The sequence below is a fragment of the Candidatus Abyssobacteria bacterium SURF_5 genome (genome assembly GCA_003598085.1).
Lineage (GTDB): Bacteria > Abyssobacteria > SURF-5 > SURF-5 > SURF-5 > SURF-5.
The window spans coordinates 1-21,910 of sequence record QZKU01000144.1 but is presented as its reverse complement, the minus strand read 5'-3'; the positions used below and the strand labels follow the sequence as shown (position 1 = coordinate 21,910).

The 21,910-nt window shown below is 55.0% G+C and carries 18 protein-coding genes and 1 pseudogene; 6 read left to right on the top strand and 13 right to left on the bottom strand.

The features are described 5' to 3' along the window. Nucleotides 1-17: 17 nt before the first annotated feature. The 3 genes from C4520_21540 to C4520_21530 are packed head-to-tail and all read left to right on the top strand — an operon-like array spanning nucleotide 18 to nucleotide 2,436. On the top strand, nucleotides 18-845 hold the full coding sequence (locus C4520_21540; GenBank protein RJP14303.1) for an ABC transporter ATP-binding protein: 828 nt from the start codon (nucleotides 18-20) through the stop codon (nucleotides 843-845). After that, nucleotides 846-1,817 (top strand): MCE family protein, encoded by a 972-nt coding sequence (locus C4520_21535; protein ID RJP14302.1) that lies wholly within the window; start codon nucleotides 846-848, stop codon nucleotides 1,815-1,817. A gap of 4 nt (nucleotides 1,818-1,821) precedes the next feature. Continuing rightward, on the top strand, nucleotides 1,822-2,436 hold the full coding sequence (locus tag C4520_21530) for a hypothetical protein (GenBank protein ID RJP14301.1): 615 nt from the start codon (nucleotides 1,822-1,824) through the stop codon (nucleotides 2,434-2,436). Nucleotides 2,437-2,449: 13 nt separating this feature from the next. Here the strand turns inward: C4520_21530 and C4520_21525 are convergent, their stop codons facing one another. Further along, on the bottom strand, nucleotides 2,450-4,204 hold the full coding sequence (locus tag C4520_21525) for an N-acetylmuramoyl-L-alanine amidase (GenBank protein ID RJP14300.1): 1,755 nt from the start codon (nucleotides 4,202-4,204) through the stop codon (nucleotides 2,450-2,452). Nucleotides 4,205-4,689: 485 nt separating this feature from the next. Here C4520_21525 and C4520_21520 point away from each other — a divergent pair, with 485 nt between their 5' ends. The 3 genes from C4520_21520 (at nucleotide 4,690) to C4520_21510 (ending at nucleotide 8,443) form a co-directional block, all read left to right on the top strand. Further along, the gene (locus C4520_21520; protein RJP14352.1) at nucleotides 4,690-4,968 is read left to right on the top strand and encodes an ArsR family transcriptional regulator; all 279 of its coding nucleotides are present in this window, start codon (nucleotides 4,690-4,692) and stop codon (nucleotides 4,966-4,968) included. Between the two features lie 22 nt (nucleotides 4,969-4,990). Next, nucleotides 4,991-6,688 (top strand): pyridine nucleotide-disulfide oxidoreductase, encoded by a 1,698-nt coding sequence (locus tag C4520_21515; protein ID RJP14299.1) that lies wholly within the window; start codon nucleotides 4,991-4,993, stop codon nucleotides 6,686-6,688. 150 nt (nucleotides 6,689-6,838) lie between these two features. Further along, nucleotides 6,839-8,443, top strand: a complete 1,605-nt coding sequence (locus C4520_21510) for a hypothetical protein (GenBank protein ID RJP14298.1) — start codon at nucleotides 6,839-6,841, stop codon at nucleotides 8,441-8,443. A gap of 53 nt (nucleotides 8,444-8,496) precedes the next feature. On the opposite strand, the gene C4520_21505 is transcribed toward C4520_21510, so the two are convergent. From C4520_21505 to C4520_21450, 12 genes and pseudogenes are all read right to left on the bottom strand, one after another. Next, nucleotides 8,497-9,114, bottom strand: a complete 618-nt coding sequence (locus C4520_21505; GenBank protein RJP14297.1) for a LysE family translocator — start codon at nucleotides 9,112-9,114, stop codon at nucleotides 8,497-8,499. 59 nt (nucleotides 9,115-9,173) lie between these two features. Further along, complete coding sequence (locus C4520_21500) at nucleotides 9,174-10,754, bottom strand: long-chain fatty acid--CoA ligase (GenBank protein ID RJP14296.1); 1,581 nt, start codon at nucleotides 10,752-10,754, stop codon at nucleotides 9,174-9,176. A gap of 141 nt (nucleotides 10,755-10,895) precedes the next feature. Beyond that, nucleotides 10,896-11,717 (bottom strand): hypothetical protein, encoded by an 822-nt coding sequence (locus C4520_21495; protein RJP14295.1) that lies wholly within the window; start codon nucleotides 11,715-11,717, stop codon nucleotides 10,896-10,898. After that, nucleotides 11,718-12,962, bottom strand: a complete 1,245-nt coding sequence (locus C4520_21490) for a 2-hydroxyacyl-CoA dehydratase (GenBank protein ID RJP14294.1) — start codon at nucleotides 12,960-12,962, stop codon at nucleotides 11,718-11,720. Between the two features lie 34 nt (nucleotides 12,963-12,996). After that, on the bottom strand, nucleotides 12,997-13,389 hold the full coding sequence (locus C4520_21485) for a HEPN domain-containing protein (protein RJP14293.1): 393 nt from the start codon (nucleotides 13,387-13,389) through the stop codon (nucleotides 12,997-12,999). Next, nucleotides 13,370-13,735: a nucleotidyltransferase domain-containing protein gene (locus C4520_21480; GenBank protein ID RJP14292.1), complete on the bottom strand. Its 366-nt coding sequence runs from the start codon at nucleotides 13,733-13,735 to the stop codon at nucleotides 13,370-13,372. Before C4520_21480 ends, C4520_21485 begins: the two co-directional genes overlap by 20 nt. A 114-nt stretch (nucleotides 13,736-13,849) precedes the next feature. Continuing rightward, the gene (locus C4520_21475; protein ID RJP14291.1) at nucleotides 13,850-15,463 is read right to left on the bottom strand and encodes an ATP-dependent acyl-CoA ligase; all 1,614 of its coding nucleotides are present in this window, start codon (nucleotides 15,461-15,463) and stop codon (nucleotides 13,850-13,852) included. 225 nt (nucleotides 15,464-15,688) lie between these two features. Continuing rightward, entirely contained in the window at nucleotides 15,689-16,843 is a 1,155-nt protein-coding gene (locus tag C4520_21470; protein ID RJP14290.1) for an acyltransferase, read from the bottom strand. A gap of 95 nt (nucleotides 16,844-16,938) precedes the next feature. Continuing rightward, complete coding sequence (locus tag C4520_21465; GenBank protein ID RJP14289.1) at nucleotides 16,939-17,748, bottom strand: hypothetical protein; 810 nt, start codon at nucleotides 17,746-17,748, stop codon at nucleotides 16,939-16,941. 378 nt (nucleotides 17,749-18,126) lie between these two features. Further along, a pseudogene (locus C4520_21460) lies at nucleotides 18,127-18,615 on the bottom strand (DUF1440 domain-containing protein). 65 nt (nucleotides 18,616-18,680) lie between these two features. Further along, nucleotides 18,681-19,127 carry a hypothetical protein gene (locus tag C4520_21455; GenBank protein RJP14288.1) on the bottom strand — a complete coding sequence of 149 codons (447 nt, stop codon included), beginning with the start codon at nucleotides 19,125-19,127 and terminating at the stop codon, nucleotides 18,681-18,683. Between the two features lie 325 nt (nucleotides 19,128-19,452). Next, on the bottom strand, nucleotides 19,453-21,693 hold the full coding sequence (locus C4520_21450; protein ID RJP14287.1) for a hypothetical protein: 2,241 nt from the start codon (nucleotides 21,691-21,693) through the stop codon (nucleotides 19,453-19,455). Between the last annotated feature and the right edge of the window lie 217 nt (nucleotides 21,694-21,910).

The window sequence follows — 21,910 nt, the reverse complement described above, 5'->3', positions numbered from 1 at the left end:
GAACAATGGGTTGAGTTATGACAGGCCGTTCAGCATTCGAATCAGGCGGTCCCGAGGCGAGAATCTCGGTGCGCGACCTTGTTGTGAAGTACGGCGACCGAGTGGTTCTGAACAAGATATCGCTGGACGTCATGGCCGGCGAGACGATGGTGATTCTCGGCGAAAGCGGCGGCGGGAAGAGCACATTTCTGAAATGCCTGATAGGATTAAAAAAACCGTCATCCGGCAAGATTCTGATTTACGGCCAGGACATCACGAAGGTTTCCCCGGAGGAATTCGCGAACATCAAGAAGAAGTTTGGCGTTCTTTTCCAAAGCGCGGCTTTGTTCAACTCGATGACGGTGGCTGACAACGTTGCGCTCCCGCTGCGGGAGCACACCCGGCTGGACGAATCGGTCATCGACATCATGGTGAAGATCAAGCTCGAACTGGTGGGGCTTACGGGGGCAGAACGCCTGTTGCCGTCTCAATTGAGCGGCGGCATGCGGAAGAGGGCCGGCTTGGCCCGGGCAATGGCGATGGACCCCGAGATACTTTTTTTCGATGAGCCGTCTGCGGGACTTGACCCGCGCCTGGCCGCTGATATCGACTCTTTGATATTGAAGTTGGAGCGCGCGTTTCATTTGACCATGGTGGTGGTGACCCACCGGATCGAGAGCGCTTTTGCGATTGCCGACCGAGTTGCATTGATCCACGGCGGGGACATCCTTTTCTTGGGGACTCCCGACGAAATGCGCCGCAGCGACAATCAAATCGTGCGGCAATTTCTTGAGGGGGCTCCGCATCCGGAAGGCGAAGGCCGGGGCGATTATCTCCAGGACATCCTGCGGGAAAGAGGGGAGTAGATGGGATACAGGGCTGACGAGGTGAAAGTCGGTTTCGTGCTGGTCCTCAGCATTTTGATCCTGGCCGGATTCATTATTGCCATTCTCGGTCTGCGTCTCGGCCAGGAGATGGTCGAGTATTCAACCTCGCTGAAATTCGTGGCCGGCATCGATCCGGGGCGAGTCGTCCGGTTCGGCGGGATGGAGGTCGGCAACGTCTCAGACGTTCACGTCTCCAGGGAAGACACCAGCTTGATCAGCGTCGTCATGAGTATCAAGAAAGAAGTACCCATCAAAACCGATTCGGTCGCCTTCATAAACAACATCGGGTTTGTCGGCGATTTCTATATCGAGATCAGCACCGGCTCGGCGGAGGCGCCTCTGCTCCCGCCCGGCAGCGAAATACAAGCGACCGAAGTCCCGACCTTCAACGAGCTGATAGCGCAAGCCCGCACCGTTGTTGACAGGCTCGATACGTCGCTCGGCATCATTAACGATAACATTCTGATGGAGGAGGTTCCCGAACTGCGCAAGCGACTGGAAGTGACCGCTGAAAACCTCGACCGGCTTCTGAACGACCTGGATGCCATTCTTATCGAGAACAGGCAAAACATCAGCCGCGTGATCAAGGAAGTCGCCGGCATAGTGGAGGAGAACCGGCAGGAGATCAACACCACCATTGAGAATTTCCGGGAGGCCTCAAGAAAACTCGATATACTTGCCGACATGCTTTCTTCCGTAGTAGCGGAAAACCGGGATGATTTGGATACTACAATAGATGAGATTCGCACGGCGGCCGCCGAGGCGCGCGACGCCGCCGAAAAACTGGATGCGCTCGTGACGGAGAACGTCGATGACATGAATACCGTGATCGAGAATCTGGAATCGACCTCCGTCAATTTCAGGGACATGTCCGAAGACCTTGTCGGACGGCCGTGGCGCCTGTTCTGGCGGACCGAGCCGCCCGAACGACAGGTCATCGAGAGGGAATAATTCAATGCATCGCAGGTACGCCGTTGTTACGATGGCGCTCGCGCTCTGCTTATTTGCCTGCGCGACGCAGTTGACGCCTACAAATTACTATGTGCTCGGGCTACCCGTTGCCGCTCCGCCACCCGGCGAGCCTGTTTTCCCTGTTTCGCTTGCTGTAGCGAGCTTTGAGGCCGACTCTCCGCTTTTGCGACGCAATATCGTTTGGCGCGAAAACAATACAATCGGTTTCTACACGAATGAAAGATGGGCGGAACTGCCGGGCAGATTATTCGCTCACCGGCTGTATCGCCGCGCCGCGGGCTCAGGCCTTTTCGAGCGAGTGAAACTGGGGGCGATTTCCAATAACGCCGATTTTTCGATCCGAGGAAAAATTCTGACTTTTGAAGAGACCACGACTGCGGAGGGCAAGTTCGGAAAAGTTGCCGCGGATGTCGAGTTGCTGGATCAGAGTGGCGCCGTACGGTGGAGTGGCACGTTGGAGAAAACAGAACCGGTGCAGGGCGAAGGCGCGCAGGCAACCGTTCAGGCCATCTCCCGGGCGGCCGAAGCAACGATTACTTCTATCCTTTCGTCAGTCGCTCAGACGCTCCGGCAGACGGAACCCGGCCTCACCGAATAAGCTCCCGCCGCGATTATTTATCGCCGTAATAATGCTTCAGCGCCTGCACGAACGCGTGCGCAAACTTGTCCCGGAATTTCGGATCGTTCACAAGTTTGCAGTCGTCGGAGTTATTCAAGTTTACGACTTCCACCAGAATCTTTACCGGCACGATGTTGTGCCTGATAACGGCAGGAACATAGGCGTGCCTGCGTTTGATTACCTGATTGCGGATCGGTTTCGCGGGATGGATGCCGATTCCCTCGTCATGCAGAGAACGGATGATCTGCTTTGCCAGGTCTCCCGATAGGCCTTCCGATCTAACCCTGTTCTTGTACGATATCTGCACGTACTGGCTCTCTCTCACCTCTGCGCGTGAGGTATACTCGATTCCGGTCTTTCCGCCGTTTCCGCTGCATAAGTAAGTGCTGGGGATATAGATCATCGTTCCGCGGGCATCCGGATGCAACGAATCGGCGTGAAAACTGACAAAAACGACTTTATCAGGGTCGGCTCCCGCCTTGGTCACTTTTCGAAAGATCGAATTCGCCAGGTACCACCGCAGGTTTGCGGACACCTTGGCATCATGATTGCGGTAAACAGGATTCGTCAGAACATATTCATCATGATCGTTCTGAAAATAGGAGACATCCTTGAAACCATAATTCTCACTCTTGTCCTGAAGCGTCATTTCCACCTTTGCCAGAGTCGTCGTCTCAAGGATGTGCTTGACCCGGCACGTGATGTCGTACACGATCTCGTCTTCATATACGCGATTATGTCCGATTCGCCCTATCGTGCCGGGATCGTTGCCGCCGTGGCCGGGATCAAGAATGACGATTATGCCTTTCAGATCTTCCGTCTGAATGGGATTTGAATACCGGTCGGCTTCTTTCTGGAGCCGCTCGTATTCAACCCTTCGGGGGTCGTCAGGCGGCAAGTACATCACGGAGAGCAGGTCGAGCGGAATCTTTATCTCGTCGCCTTTTTTCAATCTGCGCGGATCTCTTATCCCGCTCCGCTCGCAGATGAGCTTCGTCGCCTCCATCACGTCCTCAGCGGTCACACGATCGGTAAACTGCATAACAACCTTCGAATAGATCGTGTCGCCCCTCTTCATCCGGTAGGAAGCATACGGTCCCTGCGAATCCATCTTTAAAACCAACTCTCCATTCAACTGCTTCAGCTTAGCCGCCCCCCCCTCGGCGGTACGCCTGGCCGCGATTTCAAAAGTGATCATGTCCCTGAAGGCGGGCGACAGCAGATGGACGGGGATTTTAACGATCGAATTCTTGTATAGTTTTTTACGGGGCGACATTTTGTTGTACGCGCTGATCTTGGTGTGGTTCTGGGCGTTTCCCGTGAACCACTTGCTCATGCTCCATAGAGTCTCGCCGCCGATCGCTCGTGTCGAGACATACGTCACCTTGTGAATCCAATGCTCTTCGGTATGGCTGTCATTCGGAAAAAGAGCCTTGACCGCTTCCAACTGATACTCGGGCGTCAAATCCTCAAGGGGTACATGCAGGCAGTCGCCCTTAATCAGCTTCTGGCACGTCTCGGGGTTTGCAAGCAACCTGTCGACCCATTCCTGTAAATCGTAATCTCCTGTGGGACAAGCTTTTACTGCGATTTCATTATCATTTCCCAGCGATACAGTCAACCCCGGCTCAAGAGACGTCTCAACTGCCGCATACACCTGTGTCGTCGGCGCGATCAGGATAAGTGAGAACAGCATGAGCCAGCCGATATGGCAAAGAAGATATGGATGGATATCTTTTCTGTACATGCCCCACGTGATCAGTCTGCTACGCGGAAAAGAGATTTTGGGTATTATACCATAAGTTTGATTTTTTTCAACTTTTAGGATAGAGAACCACTACGGATAGTGTGTTGGGGACAAGTTCGGTGGGGAGTCGGACGGGGTGGACGAGGTGGACACAGTGGACTGAGTGGACGGAAAGGAAAAGAGCGATAGGACGGTTCAGACAGGTCAGACAAGTCGGACAGGTCAGACTGGGTGGACGGAAAGGAGTGATCGGACAAGGAGGACGTGATTGAAGAGTGGGTCTGGTCGAACAAGTCGAACGAGTCCGACAGGTCACAGAGGGGGATCGGGCGGGTTGGGCGAGGGCGGACAGGTCAGACAGGTCGGACGGGTCGGACAAGTTGCACAGGCCGGGCCACCCAACCATGTGCTTTCAGTTGACAATATCGCAATATCGTGATATATTTGCTTTCGTGAACACCGGGGTAAAACACGATCTGATCGAGATGGAGCTGCTTGAGCAATTCGCGCCCACGCTGAGGGCTATTGCGCACCCGGTCAGGCTTCGGATCATCGATTTCCTGAAAGACGGCGAGAAGCCCGTTTCTAAAATTGTCGAGGCGACCGGAAAGACACAGGCGCTCATCAGCCATCAGCTTGGAATCTTGAGAGCCCATGGCGCCGTGCGCGCGCGCCGCGAGGGAAACCAGGTTTTTTACCGGGTGGCCGACGAGTCTGCGCTTGGACTGCTTGAATGCATACGCAGACGGCGAGATTTAAAATGAGAGAGCATGAGGAGGAACGAGAATGGGTGAAACAAGAAAATTCGTAGTTATCGGCGCGAATGCCGCCGGTCTGAAGGCCGCCTCAAAGGCGCGCCGTCGCGACCCAAACCTGAAGATAACCGTTGTCCATAAGGGGAAATTCATTTCTTATGCCGCCTGCGGATTGCCCTATTACGTGAGCGGAATCATTCCGAAACAGGAATCATTGTATTCGAATCTGCTCGGCGTGCCCCGCACGCCGCAGTTCTTCAAGAAGATGAAGGAGCTGGACATCATCACCGGCTGCGAGATTACCGGGATCGACCGGAAAAACAAGAAGGTCACCGGCAAGATGGTGGACACCGGCCGCGAGCTGAGCCTGGATTACGACAAGCTGCTTCTCGCGATTGGAGCGCGCGCATTTGTACCGCCGATACCGGGGAAGGACGTGAAAAATATCCACACGATGCAGACCATTGAAGACGCCGAGGCGTTGCGAGGATTGATCCTTCCCGGCCGGAGAGTTGTGATCGTTGGCGGAGGCTTTATCGGTCTGGAGGCTGCCGAATCGCTCGTGCATCGCGGCATTAAGACAATCCTCATCGAGAAGATGGAACAGGTGATGACTGCGCTGGACTACGAGATGTCGATTATGGTGAAGCGCCATCTCCTTTCCAAGGGAGTCGAGGTAAGGACGTCGGAGGGCATTACGGAATTTCGGGGGGACGCATCGGGAAACGTTAGGCAGGTGGTTACGGAAAAAGGTGTTATCGAAGCCGATTTCGTTGTGCTTGGGATGGGAGTGAAACCCAATGTCGAACTGGCGCGAACGGCCGGATTGGAAATCGGAAAGACCGGCGCCATCACTGTGAACAAACACATGGAGACCAGCGACCGCGACATTTATGCCGCCGGCGACTGCGTTGAGGTTATCAACCTGGTGAGCGGCAAGCCGGTCTTTATGCCGCTTGGCTCGACCGCAAACAAGCAGGGTCGCGTCGTCGGCATCAACGTCACCGGCGGGCGCGATGAATTTCCGGGGGTGCTTGGGACTTTAGTTTTCAAGACTTTCGACTTGAACGTCGGCAAAACCGGCCTGATCGAGCGAGAGGCGCGGGCGATGGGATATGACGTCGAGACGGTTATAGCGCCCGGTCCCGATCGTGCCCACTATTATCCGACCGCGAAACTGATCGCCATCAAACTCGTTGCCGAGCGGCCAACGGGACGATTACTGGGCGCGCAGGTGGTCGGCATGGGAGACGTCGATAAACGAATCGATGTATTCGCAGCGCTCATCAGCGGCGGTGCGACCGCACAATCGCTTGGGAATCTCGACCTGTGTTATGCTCCACCATATTCATCTCCGATCGGCCCCGCGCTCACCGCCATCAATGTGATGCGCAACAAACTCTCCGGCGACGCTCGCGGCATCTCGCCCTTGGCCGTGAAGAAAAAGCTCGACCAGCGAGAGGATTTTGTCTTCCTCGACGTGCGGAATCAGAACGAATATGATGAAGTGCGCATACCGGGAGCGAAATTGATCCCGCTCGGCCAACTGAAAGAACGCCTGGGCGAACTGCCGAAGGAAAAGGAAATCATCCCGTTTTGCAAGATCAGCCTGCGCGGATACGAAGCGTGCAAGATACTCGATGCAGCCGGCTTCAAGGACACAAAGTTCATGGACGGCGGCGTGGTGACGTGGCCTTTTGAGCTTGCAACAGGCAACGGCGCGTCATAAAGAAAGAAATGCAAGACCTGCATGGAATCCGCCGCCGCAACTCTAACATGCATTGAAAAATGTTTCCAAACATGTTTTAATGGGGTACATTTTCGATATTTTCCCCGCCTTAGCTCGGATGTTGGCGCACACTAGGAGAGGAGCGGCGTGATGGACCTGATTTTCAAGAACGGCAATATCTTAACACTCGATCCGCAGGAAAAAATGGCCTCCGCGCTCGCCGTCAAATGGGGCAGAATATTTCGAGTGGGCCAGAATGAGGATGTTCTTGCGCTCGGCGGAAGCAGTACTCGGGTCATCGATCTTGCCGGCAAAACGCTGCTCCCCGGCTTCATCGACACGCATAATCATCTTTCCTTTTACGGCTACCTGGTCAGCTCGGTCGATTGCCGGGCCGCGTCCGGCATCACAAAGATCGCCGATATCATCGATCGGCTCCGCGCCGAGGCCGGTAAGACACCGGCGGGAGATTGGGTGAAGGGATGGGGATACGCCCATTATCAGTTGAAGGAAAACCGCCCGCTCACCCGGGTTGATCTCGATGCGGTCAGCACAGAGCATCCAATCCTGCTCATCCAGGTTTCCGGCCATGCAGGCGTCTGCAACTCGCTTGCCCTCGAACGATTCGGCTATTCGAAGGATACGCCGGATCCGCCCGGCGGCGCGCTCCGGCGCGACGCTTCGACCGGCGAGCCGAACGGCATCCTCGAGGAGTCGGCCTTGATGAATCAGGTGAACGGACTATTCATGCAGGAGTTCCTCATGCGACCGCTCGAGGGCCGCATGAAAATGATCGAGACGGCGGTTGAGCATTATAATCGCGCCGGAATTACCTCTCTTCATGAGGCCTATGTGACGCCGCAAACGCTGCAACTGTATCAGGAGATGGAGCGTCGAGGCCGGCTGAACCTGCGCATCTACACGATGAACATCGATTTCATGGCTTCGGCGCTGCTCGATGCCGGCATTGTTTTCGGGTACGGCACGCCGATGGTGAAGGTTGGCCCGATCAAGATGTTCATGGACGGTGGCATGAGTAACCGGACGGCGGCTGTCTCTCAGCCGTACGAGGGCGGTTCGGAGACCGGAATCTACCTGTCATCTCGCGAGGACATGTTTGAGAAGGTTGAGCGTTTTCACAATGCCGGCTATCAGATAGCCGTTCATGCGCAGGGCGATGCCGCAATCGGTACATTGCTCGATGCGTATGAGCGCGTGCTCGGCAAGAGGAGCGATAACCCGCTGCGCCACCGGATCGAGCACTGCGGGAATATTACCGATGAACAGATCAAGCGCGCGGCCAACATGAACATTTACGTATCGAGCCAGCCGATGTTCTTCTCGTACCTCGGGGACGGTTTCCTCGAAGCCTTTGGGCGCGACCGCGGCCACCGGCTCTACCCGTATCGGTCGCTGAAAAACAACGGTGTCCGAGTAGCCGGCGCGTCCGATTGTCCGGTTGCGCCCGCTCTGCCGCTTGTGGGGATTCGCGACGCGATCCTCAGGAAGACCGGCTCCGGCGCGGATTTCGGTCCGGAAGAAAAGCTGGGGGTCGAGGACGCGATAAGCCTGTACACTTCCGAGGCCGCACACTTCTCATTTGATGAGGCGCATCTCGGCACACTCGAAGAAGGAAAATATGCCGACCTGGTAGTGCTCGATCGGGACATCACGCGGATTCCGCCCGAACAGATTCCGGACGCGCAGGTGCTGATGACCGTGTTGGGAGGACGGGTGGTATTCAAGAATGTCTAGGGGCCGGTCCGGCCTCCAGGTACGAGCATATCGGAGCACTGGCCGATGTTCTGCTAAAAAATACTTGCCAATGCAAAAACTCCGAATCCGGTAATAATCAGACCTGAAATCCAATTTACAGACTTCAAGAGGAAAGCGTTCAACCTGGATTTCAGACGATTGACGCCGCTGCTCAAGATAACCCACCACAAACTCGAACCGGTAAAGACGCCCGCAATCAGCATGATTCCGGAAAGTGCACTTTCGTTTGCAGTGCCCAGACCCATGCCGGCAAAAACCGCCGCAAACGAGAGGATGGTAACCGGATTCGTGATAGTCAAAAGGTAGGTGGATAGATAATCATTTATCAAGCCGGCTCGTTCATCCGCGCGTGAGACAGCCTCTGACGGTTTGGCCAGGAATGTCCTCAAGCCCAAATAGAGTAGGAAGAGCCCTCCCGCAAAACGCACCCATAGCTGTTGGCCGACAAGAAGGTTTGAGATCGCGGTCAGACCGAATGCTGCAATTATACCGTAACAACCATCGGCTGTTGCCGCCCCCAGCCCGGAGATCAGGCCGGACCAGCGGCCGTTGGCGAGGGTCCTTTGAATACAGATAACTCCTATCGGGCCGACGGGTGCGGCAATCGAAAATCCTATGAGCAGTCCTTTGAAGAAGAAAAAATCGTCCATAGTCCTTGTTCAGACTGATTCGGTGCGGCATGGAAAAGAGAGGGTATCGAGTACGGCCATCAAGACGGCCGGCCGTCCGGAGCGGGCGTACGATACTGCTCTCGCAGGGATTTTTTCATGACCTTGCCGCTTGGATTCCGAGGAAGGTCGGGAACGAACTCGACCCATTTCGGCTTCTTGTAAGGTGCGAGGTTCTGTCTGCAGAATTCAATCATTTCGTCCGGCGTTGCGGTGCAGCCTGGCTTGAGCACCACGAACGCCTTCAGGCTTTCACCCCATTGCTCATCGGGAACTCCGATGATCGCGCAGTCGAAAACTTTCGGGTGATGGTTCAGGGCTATCTCGATCTCAGCGGGATAGATGTTCACGCCGCCGCTGATGACCATGTCCTTCTTGCGGTCGACGATGTAGTAGTAGCCTTCTTCGTCCATGTAAGCCATATCTCCGACTGAGAGGTAGCCGTCATGGAAGGACTCCTCGGTCGCGCGTTTGTTTCGGAAATAGCCGTCTACCAGCATGTTGTTCTTCATGAACATCTCGCCGACCGCCCCCTGCGAGACTTGTTTGCGATCGTCATCGAGCAGGAGAATTTCGTTGCCGTCAAAAGCGACGCCGCACGAGCCCGGTTTCTTCAACTGTTCCTCCGGCCTGAGGATCGTGTTGATGCCGGTCTCGGTCGAGCCGTAGAACTCGAACAGGCGGCCCTCGCCGAAATATTCGATGATGGCGCGTTTCGTGCTGATGTGGAACGGAGCGCCGCCGACGACGATGTTGCGCATCGAGCTGACGTCGTACTTCTTCTTCACCTCGGCCGGCAGCGTAGCCACCATGTTCAGCATGGTCGGCACCATGAAGGTGCTGGTGATCTTCTCACGCTCGACCACCTGGAGGAACCGTTCCGGGTCGAACTTCGGCATGATGTGAACAGAACCGCCGAGAATCACGTGCAATCCGGCGAATACGGGCGGCGCGCTGTGGTAAAGCGGGCACGTGACGACGTGGTGGTCGTCGCTCGTGATGCGGAAATTCGAGATGATGCTCATAATGAGCTGCAGATCGCGTGGGCGGTTCTCGCGGAATGCGCCTTTCGGAAGGCCGGTCGTTCCGGATGTGTAGATGATGGATGAGCTTGATTCCTCCGGATCGGCCTCCAGATCGGTTTCGGGCGCGGAGGCGGTCAGGGCTTCCAGCCGTTTGCACCAGGGCAGATTCCCGCCGCTGACGAGAACTCGCTCAGGCGTGACGTTTTCAAGGTTGTTCAGGATCGGCCGCACCACGTCGTCGAATTCTTTTCCCATCAGCAGCGCCTTGGCCTGAGAATTGTTCAGGATGTATTCGACTTCCTTACTCTTGAGCCGGTAGCCGATGGGGACTGCGTTCGCCTTCAATTTTCCGACCGCGTACGGCATCGCCATCGCCTCGATACTGTTATGCATCAACACGCCTACACGGTCGCCGCGGCCGATGCCGAGGGAGCCGAGCACGTTCGCCAGCCGATTCACGAAGAGGTAGAACTGGAGAAAGGTATAATGTCTCCCTCCATCGCTGACCGCCTGCTTGTTGGGCATTTCCTGCGCGTACCACGCAAGGGTGAAGGGGGCCGGTGGGGAAGCGGGCGCTTGCTGCGGCTGGGTGCTCATGCGATACCTCCGGGAATTTCGGGTCACGTACTGCGGCGTTTCGAGAATGCGACGAATTATACCGATAATTCCCTTATTCTGTCAAACGTCTTGGCGCTCGGCGACTTTAGTGTCATTGCGTCCTGAGTAAAATAAAGATTGTCAGTGCTGAGAGAGGAGATCGAGGGCATTAGTCCGGAAGATTTTCCGGCAGGCGTTCTCGCCAAGCCCGAGGCCCATTAGAATCTCAATCTCCGTTTCCCAGTCGAAAATGAGATTGGGGAAATCGGAGCCGTAGACGATGCGGTCCTGATGGCGCAGCAGCTTTTCGGCGGTGAACACGTAGGTATTCAGTTCATTCGGGAAAAATGCGAAGGCGGTATCGAGATACAGGCCCGGATATTCGTCGAGCATGTCGAAAAAAGCATCCACCTCGAACTCGCCCATATGGGGGACGTTCACCTTGAGCTGCGGATACCGCCTCATGAGGCGGCGGAAATGCTTGATGCCGACGAACTCGTTACCGACCGGGCCGGTGCCGACATGCATGAGGATGCGCTTGCCCGTCTCGATGACCCTTTCGTAAAGCGGAAACAGGCGCTCGTCGTCCGGATAAAAACGCTGGACAAGAAGCTGCAGCTTGAAGCCGATGACGCGCGGATGCTCCAGGACTTGAAGGGTTTCGCCTGCCGGATCGTCCGGGTGTGCGGCCGCGAAGCAGAAGAGATTCGGCTCCCGCTCGAGCAGTTCGATGTTCCAGCGATTGAGGCCTTCCGCGATGCCGGTCCTATGCGCGTAATTGCTGTACACGATTTTCTCGACGCCGCGGTTTTTGAGAAAATCAATGATCTGCGGCGTGTAAAGCGGGTAGCGTACCTGCCAGTTGTAGTCTTCCCGGAATGTGCGCCAGATGGCATCGAACAGCCGGTCGGGAAAAAGATGCACATGAAAGTCGATGATGGGAAACGGCAGGAGGTTCTGCATTTATCTTCCGAATTTGCGCTGTTCGAGCATGTCCATGAAGGCGTCGAGGCGGTTTTTCACCTGCGCGTCGCTCCAGTTGCGCACGTCCATGTGGTCGGCCTCGAACATGACGCAGGGGATCTCGAGTTCGTCCATGAGCGCCTTGCGGATGTCCATCTGGCCGAGCGAGATCGGCTTGCAGCTTTTGTTGGAGTGCAGGATCGCGCCGTCGATCCTGTATTTTCGGCAGGAATCGAGCACCATATCGATCCGTTTCTTGAGCGACACGTTCGAGACGAGCGGGAACGAGAGCATGCTTTTGAGGGCGAGGCTCTCGATCGGTTTTTCGGGGTCGAGCCGGATCGACCAGGCGGCGGAATATGTTTCGGCGACAACGACGGCGCCGAATTTCTCGAAGTAATTAAAGATTCCCATGTTGTACCACAGCGGGATATTGTCCCAGAACAGGCGGAATCGCTCCTGAGGAATACAGCCGATGCCGGCGCGGATCCGTTCCTCGACCTCCTCCTTGAATTTTTCGAGGAAATCGACCGCTTGCTGCGTGCCGGGCAGAACGACCATGACGAACATCACGCCGATCTCGGCGGCGCTGAACGGAGTGGGCACGCAGCGGCGGTAATCCATGATCTGATCCCACAGCTCGCAGGCACGATCGGAGAGGCGGACGACCTCCTTGAGGCGGTCCATATCGAGCTTTCTGCCGGTCTGCTGCTCGGTCCACCGGATGAAATCCAGAAAACGTTCGGAGGCGAAGGAAACGGTCTTTTCGTTTATGCGGTCGGGCATGATTTGTGGGCCGTCGGCAAGATACGTGGGCACATTGAAATGTTCGGCGAACGCCTGGAAAATCTTCATTGCAGGGATGCAGCCGCCGCCGAACGCGACGATCAGATCGGGTGACGGCAGCCCTCCGAGCGGCTGATCGGGCTTCTTCATGCCTTCTTCGATATAGCCGATGGCGTTGCGCAGGTAGCCGCACAGGTCTCGCGAGTAGCCCATTCGCTCGGCGGCCTCGATACAATCGACCGCGAGTCCCGTGGCCGCGCAGATGGGCGACCAGTTCTCCGGCATGACGGGCACGATATCGAGCGCGCGAAATACCTCGATGGCGCCGTTCATCGGAGGCAGCCACGCGATGAGTTTGCCCTCGGCCTTTGCGGCATGCGCGTCGGCGAAGTACTGTGGCACCAGCCGCCAGAGTTCCTTCGAGATTTTGAGGCGTTTCTTCGAGCTTTCAGCTTTCACGGATTATCCTTCCAACGGCAGGAGCCGTGGGTTTTCAGATCAGGCGCGCGGCTATTTTCTGAACCACTTCTTCAGCAAACTTGAAGGCTTGAAGCGCTTCTTCCCGGGTCGGCTCGACCAGGTCGCTCGGATATCTCACTTCAATCGCATAGCCGGAGACCTCGGCAAAGCGTTGGCGATACTTTTCCAAATCCGGCGCAGAAGGAAGAACCAAATCGAGCAACTTGAGCGAGTCATGTATTTTGGGAAAGGCTACATTCTGGTAAACCAGCATCGCCTTGAGTGCCTTCTCGACGGCCTGCTGAGCATGGAAACAGACGGTATCGGTAGGCCCATCGGGAAGCAAGAGCGTTTGGCTGGCCGTAACGAGATCATTTTGGGCCTTTTTGAGCCAGGCTTTTGCTAAGTCACGCTTTTTGTCGTTCATAGACGACCTTTCCGGAAGCAAACACTTCTGTGATGATATGATTGGTCACGCCGTTCCAGTACGATACTTCTTCCGGTGTGAAGACAAGGATATCCATGGCACATGGAGTGGGGCGGAAAAGAAGACGAAGAGGGACAGCTCGTTTATGGCGTGGAAGGTCTGTCTGCATGATTACCATCAAGTCCAGGTCGCTATCGGGAGTCGGGTTGCCAGAGGCGTAGGAGCCAAAGATTATGATTTTATCCGGAAAGAAATTTTCGGCAATTTTCTGAACGACAGCCCTAATGATTTCTTCCGAGATCAGTTCCCCGGTTTGTTGAACGGTAATTGACATGTCTAGTTCCATCTATTAATGCAAAATGACTCTTGCTCTTTTGAAATGATGTTCACCTTACTTCATAATATGCTATCCATGACAGAGGCCGGCGCCGGGCCTGATGCCGGTTTTCATAATCTGTTTCTATCCCCGCTTCGCGCGTTCTTCCGTATAGACGTCTTCCTTTCGCTTCTCGAACAGGTCTATGAGGAACCGCTCCTGCGGCTTTTCGGAAATCGTTTTGGGGATCTCTTCGAGCACCTGCAGGTACGAGGGCACGAAATTAGTCTCAAGTTCTTTCCGACACTTGGCGTAAATGGACCCCAGATTCAATTTCGCCCGGTCAACCGGAACGATAGCGGCGACGACGTCCAGTTCGCCCGGCGCCCCGCCCGCGGATGGCACGCCGTAGACGGCGACCTCGGTCACGTCGGGATGCTCGGCGATGACTTTCTCCACATAATCCGGATGCACGAAATCGCCGTTGTGGCGGATGCCGCCGCCTTTGCGGTAGTCGAAGAAGAAATAGCCGTTCTCGTCGGTGTGCGCCATGTCGCCGCTGCGCAGCCAGCCGCCGCGCACCTTCTTTTTCGAGGCTTCCGGATTCTTATAATATTCGACGTGGGCCGGCTCGCCGCTGGCGGGACGCGAAACGAGTTCGCCGATGACATTAGGCGGGCACTCGTTGTCGTTTTCGTCCACGATCTTCATCTCGAGCAGACCGGGCACCGGTTTCCCAAATGAGCCGACCGGTCCTTCGCCGACTGGCTTATAGGCGAATCCGCCTTCGACGGCCGCATACCATTCGAGTATCTGGACGTTGAAGCGCTTCTCGAACGCTTCCCAGATGGCGCGTGGCGTGCCCGCGCTGATGACCACTTTCACCGGATTATCGGCGTCATTCGGTTTTGCGGGCTCGCTGTAGATCGCAGTCGCCATGCCGCCGAGCAGCGAGAACGTGGTGCACCCGAACTTGCGGCAGATATCCCACAGGCGCGATTTGGTGAAGCGTTCGCTCAAAACGACGAGCCGCTCGAGCACGAGGCCGGGCATGAGGGTTACCGCCTGCGCGTTGCCGTGAGTAAGCGAGAGCCCGGTATAGAGGACATCATCCTCCTGATATTTCCACACCATTTGGGCCATGAGCGCGTACTGCGCGATGCGGTTGTTCGCGCAGACGACGCCTTTCGGGTCGCCGGTGGTGCCGGATGTGTAGATGATCTCCATCGGGTGCATGGGGTCCTCGATATGATTCCCGACCATTTTCTCCGGCCCGTCCATCACCTGGTTGAGGATGGGGTAGGGCGAATCGGCAGGGAGTTTTTCCCACGGCATGTAATTCACATACACAGCTTTGACGGAAGGCACATCGGGCAGGATTTGCTTCAGATTCTCCACGAGGTCGGCGGTAATGAGAACCAGCTTCGCCTCGGAATTATTCAGATAATACTTGAGTTTTTCTCCCTTGGTGCGCGGGTCGATGGGGACGGAGATCGCGCCGGTTAATGTGCCCGCCGTCATGGCGTAAAGAAATTCCGGATGATTGCGCATCATGACGGCGAACTTATCGCCCTTTTTGAGTCCGTGCTCCTGGAGCAGCGCGGCAACTTTGTTGGTGTTTTTCCACAGGTCGGCGTAGGTGAGGTGGACATCCGGTTTTTCGCCGCGCTCGAAAATGAGGCACTTCTTGTCGGGCGCCGATTCCGCCTTCATCTGGATCACGTGGCCGAGGATCATCATATTCAGTTCGATTGCCATATGACACACTCCCGATTCTTTCGCTGAGACGACGAGGGCAAGGGATGGAAAATGAAAGAAAATTCTTCGTGGCCCAATATTATCAAAGGAAAGAAAGGAATGTCAATCTGCGCAGGACTGGCGTCTGCCTGTCAGAATCGGACTTTATTTGGGCCAAGACCCGACCTGCGACCGGCAGAAAATGCAGGTTGGATAAGGGAAAGCGCACATGTCCATGCTCTGTCTTTACCCAACTCTCATCCCGAAGAGAAATCGCGTTACATTTGCCCGCTTCACAAATATGTCGTATAACAGAATGGTCACGATCAGCGAAGCAGTCGTGATAACAAAGAACTTGCTCATACCCCGCAGGTTCCATTGCACCACATAATATCCGATCACCACAATAATAGTATGATGGATAATATAGAAGGGTAAAGCAGCTTCGGTTCCATATTGAAGTACCTTATTGGTGAAACCAAGGTGTCTCTGACCAAAACTCAGAATGGCGATTATCCAGAACCAAGAGTTGAAACCAAAGAGAATCATGTAAAGAATCCATTCGGGCGAGTAACCCGGGACCGGCTCTTTGCCGATCCAAGATATCCCGCCAATAAACAGCCACGAGACTACCCCCATCCCAAGGGCAAGGGTCCCATTTCTTGCTATTGCTTCCTCAAATCTTCGTTCGGAGCACAGGAGATAGCCATAGATAAAGAAGGTGATATAGAAGAAGAAGTTTGCCCAATCACCGATAAGATTTTGAAAGCCGGGCCATCTCGCTCGCAGGGCTGCCTGAATGACGGCAAGTGGAACGGCGAAGAGAAATATCTCACCGCGCCTTTCACAAAGGGAGGCAACCGTTGATATAAGACGTTTTCCGAACTCTCTCCTGAAAAAGAGAAGCAACGGCAATACAATCAAAGAGAAAACGAAAAGGTATGCGAGAAACCACAGGCTTCCCCACATAAAATTCCCCTCGGGATAGATGCCGTTGAAGAAGTGCGGATAGAAAGCAATGTAAGAGCCCTGAAATTGCTGGAACTGCAGGCGCTGAAAGTACACTGCCGGCGGAACAATCGCAAGCGTACCGAAGACAAGGGGGATGACGAGTCGCTGAACCCTTTCTCCAAGGTACTGTCGGCCCGTCCGAGAATTCAGGGAGAACCATGTGGCTGCTCCCGAAACGAGGAAAAGCAACGGCATGTGCCACTGGTGCACAAACCACGAGAATTGGTTCAGAACCCGATTCTCTTGGTCTTTGATGTATGATAGCGAATCTGCGGGAGCGAAGATTATTGCTGTGTGGAAAGGAATGAGCAGTAACACGGCCAGCACCCTAAGCCAATCTATGTCGTAGCGTCTTACTTGAACGCCGCTCATTCTCTGCCTCCACTGCATCTTGATAAATGGAGATGGAAGTGCGCCTTCGGGAAATACACATTCTCATTAGGATCTTCATCGCAGGTGCGACTATGCCCGTCTGTTCAAAGGAATTAACGCAAGTCTGGAAAGACCACCCATTCATCTCGCCTCTTTGGCATGCGCGCGCGATGTACTTTTCGATTTTTCACCAGGTTTTCAACCGCCTGCGACGCCTCCTCCGGATTCCAGCCGAACAGGCGCGGCAGCAGGGAGGCTGGAACGGCGCCTGCTGTCTCGACCGCTCGCGCAATGATGAGTTGCAGCGCTTTCTCTCTTGGCATGCGCTCGGCCTCGCGCTCGACCTTGGGCGGAACCCAATCGATAAACAATCCAAGCACGCGCACGCCCCATCCCTTTTGTTTGAGGCCGACGGAGACGGTCTTGAATTTTGTCTGCAGCTCATAGAGGGCCACATGGAATTTGCGCGTATTTTCCTTGCCGGGCGTCATAAGCGACTGGCGCAACTGGTCGACAGGTGTGGGACCGTGTGAATCCAGATATGCTGCAATCCGGTTTGCAAGCTCGCTCAATTTCCCCCAGTAATATTCTTCTTCATAAATGAGATAACCGCCGCCGTGAAGATATACGGAAAGAAAAGCAGCGAGCAAATCCATCGAGATCAGGGTGGCTTTATGCCGCACCACACGTCCGGTATATGCCACCTTCTTTGTCTGCAACAGGTCCTTTGATTCCCACCAGTCGGAGTTGTAATCGGCGCAGTCATACAATTTCGGCAGCGGAATTTCACGGGAACCGAAAATCAGGACCAGCCCCGCTCTCTTCACGAATGCGGCGATCTCATCGAGCGTGTGCAGGCTCCCCTGCGGCCAGGCGCGACGGCGGTACTCCAGTATGCTTCGTTGGGAGAGTTCAACGTCCAAAGGGCCCCTCCCGGGGGTAATGACTATTGACAAGCGCGCGCCGCTTCTCCTTGCAATGGGAACTCTCAAGCGAGATAGACGGGCAAGCGAAGACGTGCACCATGAGCGCCATTATACATCCATTGGGCCGGCGTTCGCATCCAGATGCATTGTGCGGCGAAAGAGCCACATTGATGGAGTGTTTCTTCAGCGGGATTAAAGGGCGGCATTCACTTGCTGAGCAGGCGCGTACGCTTGCTCCGGTAGATTCTGTCGAGCGGCCGGACTTCGTTTACGAGACGGCGGGAAACGGCTGCCTCAGGTCGCGGAAACGGCCGCTTCCTCACGCCCCATAAGGGAAGTGAACTCAGCGGGTTCAGCCCTTCGGGCGATAGTCCTGCCCAATCCTGCTATCATCTCAACCGTCGCCATCACCGCCAACCCGTAGACCAGGTGGGCGGCAAATCCTCTCAGGTGTGTAAGCAGGGGATATGCGCGGTTAGGCGCGCTCAGGTCCAACCCGGGCGTCATTATCTCGTCGACCACGGCCGACATTGCGGCTCCGGTAACCAGTCCCGCGGCCAGCGGGTGAAAATTCGCATTTCGCAGCAGCGTGTAAATGGGTCCCCACGCCATGCCGGCGCCATAAAAAAGCACTCGCCCCAGTTTTTGCGTCTGCGCCTGCGAGAGGTCGAGATTGAGTCTTTGCCGAATCTTTTCGGCTGCAATATCGGCTGGAAGTCCGGGGCGGACGTCGATCTCGCGCTGGCGCACCGCTTCGGGCTCCCACCGATAAAGTTTGTTCGAGACCGGCTGCATCAGCATTTTGCCGATCAGGCCGCCCACCAGTCCGATCCCGACATTCGAAAGCGCCTCTTTACCTTTCATTGCCGAATCCTTTCCTTTCGCAAATGAGTCCTCAAAATACCACCTATTCGTCTTGTCATTAGCTTTCAATCCCAATATGCCCGATACCGGTAGTTGCGATAGTAGTGAGGCGGATACCCAAAATAGCCGTAGTCCCGCGGCCGAAGATAATCGGGAGCGGCGAAGTAGTCGTAGGGATCGGTGTAAGGCCAGCGGTAGCCGTAGGGATACCGATAGGCATAGGGATATTTGTAACCATAGGGATACCTATAGCCGTAGTAAGGGTGGCCGTAATAAAATCTTCGTTGAAAATGATAATACGGATATCTTCGATACGGCCTGTCGTAGCGAAAGGGATCACGGTCATAAATAATATTTCTCATTCTCTCGTATTCAAGCTGGCCGACGGATTTCTTTTCGTGGAGCCTTGTGGCTGCTCGTTCATGCGGCTGAGCGAAAGCGGGAAGTTCCGCCCCGAACAGGAAGCCGGCGATTAACAGCCCTGCAAAGAAAAACCGGGAGTTTTTTCTCATCGATAACACCTCTCTTCGTTGCGATGTCCATTTAAAGTTTGCACATTTTTTTACGGAAATTCTATTGAATTTTATTTGGAACGAGTGAGGCATCTCCTGTGCTATGAAGGTGTTAAAATGGGTTTATCCATCGCTCGGAGCCGCGACACTTGTGGAAGAATGTCGTATAAGGAAGCCTGGCGCGCCTAAGTGTTCCACGGTGTATCCGGAGCCTGATGTGCGGCAAAAGGGGGAGCCAAAAAAGGCTGATCATGGTGGGTTTTGTTTGCGAAGGGCTTTCTCGGGAAGAAGGGGAATTTGATCGGGGGACTGATGCGGAAATTTGTCATTCCTGACTTGTTTGATCCGTCTTTCTGCCGGCATGCACGCGATGGATACGGAAATGAATGATCAGCAAGAGAACCGGCACAACCAGCGCCGCCAAATTGAAAATGAGCATGTATTTGGCGAAACCGGGCTCGCGAAATATGATTTTCATCCAATGAACCAAAAAAACGGTGGCGGCGATTCCCGGGGTCATTCCCGCGAGGGTCCCAAGAAGGAAATCGCGGGAGTGGATTCGTGACGCGCCAGCGACAAGGCTCACAAGGGTGAAAGGAGCAACGGGAAAGAAGCGCACTCCTAAGACCGCCTTGATGTCCCCCCTTTGCATTCGACCTCTGAGCCGACCCAGCCGGTTCCCTGCACACCTATTGAGAAGGTCATAGCCGGCCCAGCGTCCCACAACAAAAAGGACCATCGCCGCCAAATGCGATCCGAGAAAAGCGTAAAGGAAGCCGTGGAGCGGTTCAAACAAAAGGGCGGATATGAAAACCAGTAATGTTATGGGAATGAGAAGCATGCTGCCGAGGACATAAATGGCAAGGATTAGCGATGATAATGCCGGGACCTGAAGAAGCGAAACCATCGATTGCGCGAGGGCGGCTTTCAGCGGTCCGAATGACGACAGCGTCCAGTGGGAAATGCCGGCCATCGAAAATATCAGAAGGAGCGCTATAAGAGTTCCAACGAGGAATTGCGAACTCACCCTCCTGCTCTCGTCCGGAAGAAAGGCTCTTACTGGATTCCCAAGAGAGAAAGCCCGCTCCGGGTCCAGGAGCAGTTTGACGGGAACCACCTTTTCCAGCCACTCCGGGAGGTGGGGCGAAAGCGGTTTTACCGAGAAACCGGTTACGCGTAAGCGCAGCTTTTCGACCGCGCCAATGAGAGAGCCTTCGCTCTCGATGGTTTGCTGCACTTCTTCCGCCTCTAATCCGAGATGATCCGCGAAGAGACGATCTCGCAGCAGCCTGATTGCGCGCTCGACTTGTAGATTGCCTGATGCCTCAATTGCAAGGTCGCATTCGGTATCGAGGCCCATTGAGCGGTTATTGAGGTTTGCCGAGCCGATCCGGACGAGGGAGTCGTCGGCCACCATTAATTTTGAATGGATGTTCTTACAGCCCTTTTCGAGCCCCTCCACATGGGGATAATATATGCGCAGCCGATGGTATTCATCCTCGCGCTGCAGTTCGCGGACGATGCGGCCGCGAAGGAGGCCCATGGTGTATTCCTCCCTCCATCCTATTCTTCTGTAAGGCAGCGCAATGACGATCTCGGGGCCGTCTTTCTCGCGGAGTCGCTTGGCAAGCGCGTCGCCGACCGCCGTCGAAGTGAGATACTGGTTTTCTATGTAGATGTATTTCCGGGCCGCGAGAATGCAGTCGCGGTACAGCGTCTCTATTTCGCGGACTTCTTTTCGTCCTCTGTAGGCCGGTTCGGTGCGAGCGATCCCCACCTCGACCTCGCGAATGTCGGGAATTACGTCCGGCGGCCATGGATCTGCGGCGGCAGGCTGAGCGGGAGGAATTCGGCGGCTCGTTGCGCGGAGCCAACGCTCGCGAACCAATTCGCCGAGCGCAGCAGCCGCGGCGCCATCCACCGCGACTTGCACGTCATGATAAGGCGGATACAGTTGTCCTTGCGGATTGAGCCGCCGCGGGTCGTGTGGTTTGTGGCTGCGTGTATCCCACCTTTGCTGCGCCAGATCAATTCCGCCGCAAAAGGCGAGGGCGTCATCGATCACGACGATTTTTTGATGATGGCATCCGCCCAGAGGATGGTTTCCGTCAAGTCGGAAATGCAGTCGCGGATGACTGCGGATGGCACGGAAGCGGGCAAAGAGTTCCCGCTCAAACATATAGACGATGGAATAGTCCCACTCGAGTATGTATATGTTCAGTTCCGGCCGCCGCGAAAGGACGGACATGAAGAGGTCGCCAAGGATAACCGGGTACTCGCCATTCCGTCGATCTCGCAAGAGGTTGATCCTGCGGTCGAAGTCCCAGCCGACGATCATCACGCATTGTTGGGCTCGCGTCACCGCCTCGTACAAAGCGGCGAAATACGCGTCGGCATCAATAAGAAACGCAAACCGGTCGGCATGAGCAAGCCTCCAGCAGTTCCTGCTTTCAATCAGTATCCTGTTTTGAGCGGGAAGATGCCGCCGATATTCAGGTTGTGATAAACCTTCCGGTTTCGATCGAGAGCTTCCATTTTTGAATGCAGAGGACATTTTGGATTCCATAAATCCCCCCGCAATTATCCTTTCTGTTCAAAATTCCCATAAAATAATGTCGCGGTTCCCTTAAGATCGACAGCGGCAGCTTGAGCCTCTTGTCGAAAAGCGAATTCATTGATAGATTTAACTCATTTTCGACAGTTTGAAAAATTAAGCTATTTTGTATCAAGAACTTACAGAGACAGAAAAAGCTCTAGGCACTACATTTTCTCTGGCTCTCTCT

Excerpts from the sequence above, each read along its gene's own strand:
- C4520_21505 (RJP14297.1), bottom strand. The coding sequence starts at position 9,114 with ATGGACGATTTTTTCTTCTTCAAAGGACTGCTCATAGGATTTTCGATT.
- C4520_21530 (RJP14301.1), top strand. The coding sequence starts at position 1,822 with ATGCATCGCAGGTACGCCGTTGTTACGATGGCGCTCGCGCTCTGCTTA.
- C4520_21500 (RJP14296.1), bottom strand. The coding sequence starts at position 10,754 with ATGAGCACCCAGCCGCAGCAAGCGCCCGCTTCCCCACCGGCCCCCTTC.
- C4520_21475 (RJP14291.1), bottom strand. The coding sequence starts at position 15,463 with ATGGCAATCGAACTGAATATGATGATCCTCGGCCACGTGATCCAGATG.
- C4520_21540 (RJP14303.1), top strand. The coding sequence starts at position 18 with ATGACAGGCCGTTCAGCATTCGAATCAGGCGGTCCCGAGGCGAGAATC.
- C4520_21520 (RJP14352.1), top strand. The coding sequence starts at position 4,690 with ATGGAGCTGCTTGAGCAATTCGCGCCCACGCTGAGGGCTATTGCGCAC.
- C4520_21480 (RJP14292.1), bottom strand. The coding sequence starts at position 13,735 with ATGGAACTAGACATGTCAATTACCGTTCAACAAACCGGGGAACTGATC.
- C4520_21535 (RJP14302.1), top strand. The coding sequence starts at position 846 with ATGGGATACAGGGCTGACGAGGTGAAAGTCGGTTTCGTGCTGGTCCTC.
- C4520_21510 (RJP14298.1), top strand. The coding sequence starts at position 6,839 with ATGGACCTGATTTTCAAGAACGGCAATATCTTAACACTCGATCCGCAG.
- C4520_21470 (RJP14290.1), bottom strand. The coding sequence starts at position 16,843 with ATGCAGTGGAGGCAGAGAATGAGCGGCGTTCAAGTAAGACGCTACGAC.
- C4520_21450 (RJP14287.1), bottom strand. The coding sequence starts at position 21,693 with ATGGAATCCAAAATGTCCTCTGCATTCAAAAATGGAAGCTCTCGATCG.
- C4520_21455 (RJP14288.1), bottom strand. The coding sequence starts at position 19,127 with ATGAGAAAAAACTCCCGGTTTTTCTTTGCAGGGCTGTTAATCGCCGGC.
- C4520_21495 (RJP14295.1), bottom strand. The coding sequence starts at position 11,717 with ATGCAGAACCTCCTGCCGTTTCCCATCATCGACTTTCATGTGCATCTT.
- C4520_21485 (RJP14293.1), bottom strand. The coding sequence starts at position 13,389 with ATGAACGACAAAAAGCGTGACTTAGCAAAAGCCTGGCTCAAAAAGGCC.
- C4520_21525 (RJP14300.1), bottom strand. The coding sequence starts at position 4,204 with ATGTACAGAAAAGATATCCATCCATATCTTCTTTGCCATATCGGCTGG.
- C4520_21515 (RJP14299.1), top strand. The coding sequence starts at position 4,991 with ATGGGTGAAACAAGAAAATTCGTAGTTATCGGCGCGAATGCCGCCGGT.